The organism is Streptomyces longispororuber, assembly GCF_014656095.1.
Classification (GTDB): Bacteria; Actinomycetota; Actinomycetes; order Streptomycetales; family Streptomycetaceae; genus Streptomyces; species Streptomyces longispororuber.
This window is the reverse complement of the sequence record NZ_BNBT01000274.1, coordinates 1-4,661: the sequence shown is the minus strand read 5'-3', so window position 1 is coordinate 4,661 and position 4,661 is coordinate 1. Positions and strand designations below refer to the sequence as shown.

The 4,661-nt window shown below is 69.0% G+C and carries 5 protein-coding genes; all 5 read right to left on the bottom strand.

Going from position 1 to position 4,661, the window contains the following annotated elements:
• Positions 1-193: 193 nt before the first annotated feature.
• Entirely contained in the window at positions 194-934 is a 741-nt protein-coding gene (locus tag IE330_RS37735) for a TerD family protein (RefSeq protein ID WP_190140702.1), read from the bottom strand.
• A 234-nt stretch (positions 935-1,168) separates the two neighbouring features.
• Positions 1,169-2,317 carry a DUF475 domain-containing protein gene (locus tag IE330_RS37730; RefSeq protein WP_190140701.1) on the bottom strand — a complete coding sequence of 383 codons (1,149 nt, stop codon included), beginning with the start codon at positions 2,315-2,317 and terminating at the stop codon, positions 1,169-1,171.
• Positions 2,318-2,450: 133 nt separating this feature from the next.
• Positions 2,451-3,026, bottom strand: coding sequence for a TerD family protein (locus IE330_RS37725; protein ID WP_190140700.1), 576 nt, complete (start codon positions 3,024-3,026; stop codon positions 2,451-2,453).
• 196 nt (positions 3,027-3,222) lie between these two features.
• Positions 3,223-3,798 (bottom strand): TerD family protein, encoded by a 576-nt coding sequence (locus tag IE330_RS37720; RefSeq protein ID WP_190140699.1) that lies wholly within the window; start codon positions 3,796-3,798, stop codon positions 3,223-3,225.
• A 207-nt stretch (positions 3,799-4,005) separates the two neighbouring features.
• The gene (locus IE330_RS37715; protein WP_190140698.1) at positions 4,006-4,464 is read right to left on the bottom strand and encodes a peroxiredoxin; all 459 of its coding nucleotides are present in this window, start codon (positions 4,462-4,464) and stop codon (positions 4,006-4,008) included.
• Positions 4,465-4,661 lie beyond the last annotated feature (197 nt).

Here is a 4,661-nt window from a genome sequence, read left to right as displayed (position 1 = left end):
CCGCGCCACCCCGCGCCCGGGCCCGCCTACGGCTACCCGAAGGCCGCGCCCGCGCCCGCCGCCCCGGCCCGGACGCCCCAGCCCGCGTACGGCTACCCGCACCCGGTCGCGCCCGTGCCCGACCCGGACTTCCGGATGCCGCCGCAGGGGCCGCAGTTCCTGCCGCGGTGAGCCCGTCCGCCGTGGCGGCCCGCTAGCTCACCTTCGACTTGTAGCCGCGGCCCCACTGCAGGCCCCAGCCGTAGAGCCGGTCGAGCTCGGCCTGGAAGCCGTAGACGAACTTCACCTCGCGGCGCACGATCAGCTCGTCCTTGACGTTCTCGAGGAGGACCACCGCGCACGAGCGGGCCTGCGGCTGGCGCTCGTCGAGGTCGATCTCGATCCGCGGGCCGTTGCTGGGGTAGAGCGTGACCTTGGCGGAGGTGCGGTCGAAGGCCGGCGTCTGGTCGTAGATGTAGACGAACACCAGCAGCCGCTTGATGGACTCCCGGTGGTCGAGATTGACGTACAGCGTCTCGCCCGTCCCCGAGCCGAACCGGTCGTCGCCGCTGCCCTTCACGTACGGCGGTCCGTTGAGGTCCCCGAAGAAGTTGCCGAGGGGCTGCACCACTCCCTTGGTGCCGTCCTTCAGCTCGTACAGACAGCCGAGGTCCAGGTCGACGTTGACCATGCTCTGGGTGTGCGCCTGCACCTCCTCGGGCTGGAACAGCTTGAAGGGGTGGCGCAGCAGTCCGCCGCCGCCGCGCTTCTTGCCGATGAGGTCCGAGGTCCGCATCTGCCAGGAGAGGTTGACGCGGAGGTTGCCCGTCGCCGCGCCCTGCTTGGTGAGCGACACCGTGGGGTGCCGCTTGGTCAGCTCGATGGCGTTGGTCGCCGCCGAACCCGAGGCGAAGTCCATCGCCTTGCCGGGCCGCAGTCCGTCGAAGAAGCCCATGCCACAACCCCCACATCGCCCCGGTCGCCACCTGCCCCCGTCCCGGGACGGCCGCACGCCACCGCCCAACAGCCGCCCCGCACAAGAGACTTCCTCACCGGAGCCGGTGCCACACGTGCCGTCGAGTGATCCGGATCTCACCGTAGGGCACCGCGGGAACGCCACTGGCGGCGCCCCCGTGCCGGGGACGCCGCCAGTGCGGTGGCCGAGGTCCGGGCCGCGGCCCGGTTCCGGTCAGACGCCGGAGGACACCTCGGACTTCTCGTCCGAGCCCGAGCCCTTGCCCTCGGCGGCCGCCAGCGCCCTGTTGCGGCGCACGGACGACCAGAACGAGGCGGCGATGAGGACGACGCCGATCGAGCCGGTGATGAACTCGTTGATCTCGTACTGGATGGTGACGAGCAGGATCGCGGCGAGGGCGCCGATGGCGTAGTGCGCGCCGTGCTCCAGGTAGACGTAGTCGTCGAGGGTGCCCTCGCGGACCAGGTACACCGTGAGGGACCGGACGTACATCGCGCCGATGCCGAGGCCGAGCGCCATCAGGACGATGTCGTTGGTGATGGCGAAGGCGCCGATGACACCGTCGAAGGAGAAGGACGCGTCCAGGACCTCCAGGTAGAGGAACATGAAGAACGCGGCCTTGCCGGAGAGCGCGATGGCCGAGACGGGCTTGCCGGTCTTCTTGGCCTTCTCCTCCTCCTCGTGCTCACGCTCCTCCTCTTCCTCGAGCTTGTCCTCGAAGTAACTGGAGAGTCCGCCGACCACGAGATACGTGATGAGACCCGCGACCCCGGAGATCAGTACGGTCTCCGCCTTGTCGGCGTGGGTGCCGCCGTGCTGGTGCGCGTGCTTGGCGAAGGTCATCGCCGAGACGAGCAGCACGACGAGCGCGATGCACACCGACAGCATGTCGACCTTGCCGAGCTTCGCCAGCGGGCGCTCCAGCCAGCCGAGCCACTTGATGTCCCGGTCCTCGAAGATGAAGTCGAGGAAGATCATCAGCAGGAACATGCCACCGAAGGCGGCGATGGACGGATGCGCGTCCGTCACGAGCTGCTGGTACTTGTCCTTGTCGTTGAGCGCGAGCCTGACCGCCTCGATCGGGCCCATCTTGGCGCTGACGGCGACGATCACGACCGGGAAGACGAGGCGCATGCCGAAGACGGCGATGAGGATGCCGATGGTGAGGAAGATCTTCTGCCAGAAGGCATTCATCTTCTTCAGGATCCCGGCGTTGACCACCGCGTTGTCGAAGGACAGCGAGATCTCCATGATGGACAGGATCGCCACGAGCCCGAGCGCCGCCCACCCCCCGAAGAGCACCGCTGCGACCAGGCCGAGCGCAGTGACTGCGAACGACCAGCCGAAGGTTTTCAGTACCACTGGCTACCCAATCGTGTGTGTACGGGTCTCCCCCGTGCCGGCCCCGGCTGCTTGTGCCGTCTTCCCCGGGGGCCACCCGGGAACCCCGCCGGGCCGGCCTGGCCAGCCGTTTGGGGAACCCGGGGAGAGTCCTTTAGGAAACATTGACTCCGAAGTCTAGAGCGATGCCCCGCAGTCCGGACGCGTACCCCTGGCCGACGGCACGGAACTTCCATTCGCCGCCGTAGCGGTACACCTCCCCGAAGATCATCGCGGTCTCCGTGGAGGCGTCCTCGCTGAGGTCGTAGCGCGCGAGCTCCTGGCCGTCGGCCTGGTTGACCACGCGGATGAACGCGTTGCTCACCTGGCCGAAGGTCTGCCCGCGGTTGTCCGCGTCGTGGATGGAGACGGGGAAGACGATCTTGTCGCAGTGGGCCGGGACCTTGGACAGGTCCACGAGCAGCGACTCGTCGTCGCCGTCGCCCTCACCCGTGAGGTTGTCCCCGGTGTGCTCGACGGAGCCGTCCGGGCTCTTGAGGTTGTTGTAGAAGACGAACCACTCGTCGCCGAGGACGCGGCCCGACTGGCACATCAGGGCGCTGGCGTCGAGGTCGAAGGGGGCTCCGGTGGTGGAGCGCGCGTCCCAGCCGAGGCCGACCATCACCTGGGTGAGGTCGGGTGCGGCTTTGGACAGGGAGACGTTGCCTCCCTTGGCGAGTGTGACGCCCATGATCGTGTCCTCCCCGGGTGGTGCTGAGCGGCGGGCGCCGGGCGCCCGGGCCGGCGGCCGGAGCCGGCGGCCCGGGGCGCGCGGGTGGTGCGGGTGGTGCGGGGCGCGCGGAGGGCGCGCGGTGCGGTGCCTAGCGCGTCCGGCGCCGCACTCGGGGGTGCGGCGCCGGACGGCTGGGGCGGTGGAACTGCTCGGCTCAGACGTTGACGCCGAAGTCCTGCGCGATGCCGCGCAGGCCCGAGGCGTACCCCTGGCCGACGGCGCGGAACTTCCACTCCGCGCCGTGGCGGTAGAGCTCGCCGAAGACCATGGCCGTCTCCGTGGAGGCGTCCTCGGAGAGGTCGTAGCGGGCGAGCTCCGTGTCGTTGGCCTGGTTCACCACGCGGATGAACGCGTTGCGGACCTGGCCGAAGGACTGCTGGCGGGTCTCGGCGTCGTAGATCGACACCGGGAAGACGATCTTCTCGACGTCGGCCGGGACCGCGGCCAGGTTCACCTTGATCTGCTCGTCGTCGCCCTCGCCCTCACCGGTGATGTTGTCACCGGTGTGCTCGACGGAGCCGTCCGGGCTCTTCAGGTTGTTGAAGAACACGAAGTTCTGGTCGCTGGTGACCTTCCCCTCCGCGTTCGTGAGGATGGCGCTGGCGTCCAGGTCGAAGTCCGTACCGGTGGTGGTGCGGACGTCCCAGCCGAGGCCGACCGTGACCGCGGTCAGGCCGGGCGCCTCCTTGCTCAGCGATACGTTGCCGCCCTTGCTGAGGCTGACTCCCACGAGTCCTCCCAATTGGTGTCCAGGGGCGGGGAGCCCCAGTCGTGCTTGCCATCGGATCAACGTGTGGATCCTAGTGACCGGTTCCCGGCCGCCACAGGCTCCTCACCCCGGAGATTCCCGGGGTGTCGTCCCCGAGTTCTCCCTGAGGACGCTCTGAGTGCTCCCTGAGCTCTCCCTGAGTGCTCTCCGGCTCCTCCCTGGGTGCCCTCAGAGCTGCCCGAGGGCCGTGACGTACTCGTTGAGGTCGCGGGCGTCAGGGAGGTCGTTGACGACGCTCCAGCGCACGACGCCCTCCTTGTCGATGATGAAGGTGCCGCGCACCGCGCAGCCCTTGTCCTCCGCGAAGACGCCGTAGGCGCGGGAGACCTCGCCGTGCGGCCAGAAGTCCGAGAGCAGCGGGTACTCGAGCCCCTCCTGCTCGGCGAAGACGCGCAGCGTGTGGATGGAGTCGTTGGAGACGGCGAGGAGCTGCGTGTCGTCGTTGACGAACGTGGGCAGCTCGTCGCGGAGCGCGCAGAGCTCGCCGGTGCACACGCCGGTGAACGCGAACGGGTAGAAGAGCAGCACGACGTTCTTGCGCCCGCGGTGGTCCGCGAGGCGCACGGTGCGTCCGTGGTTGTCCTTGAGCTCGAAATCCGGAGCCTTCTCGCCGAGCGCGACCGTCACCGGGATCCCCTTCCCTTCGCTTGGCCCATTGGAGGGCCCAGCCTACGGGCGCCGGCCGCGGGGGCCCTGCCGGGGGCTCCCCAATCCCGCCCCTTCCCGAAACCAGGGGGCTCCGCCCCCTGGACCCCCGTGATCGGCGCTCCGCGCCTCGTCCTCAAACGCCGGACGGGCTGGATTCTTCGCCCAGCCGAATATTT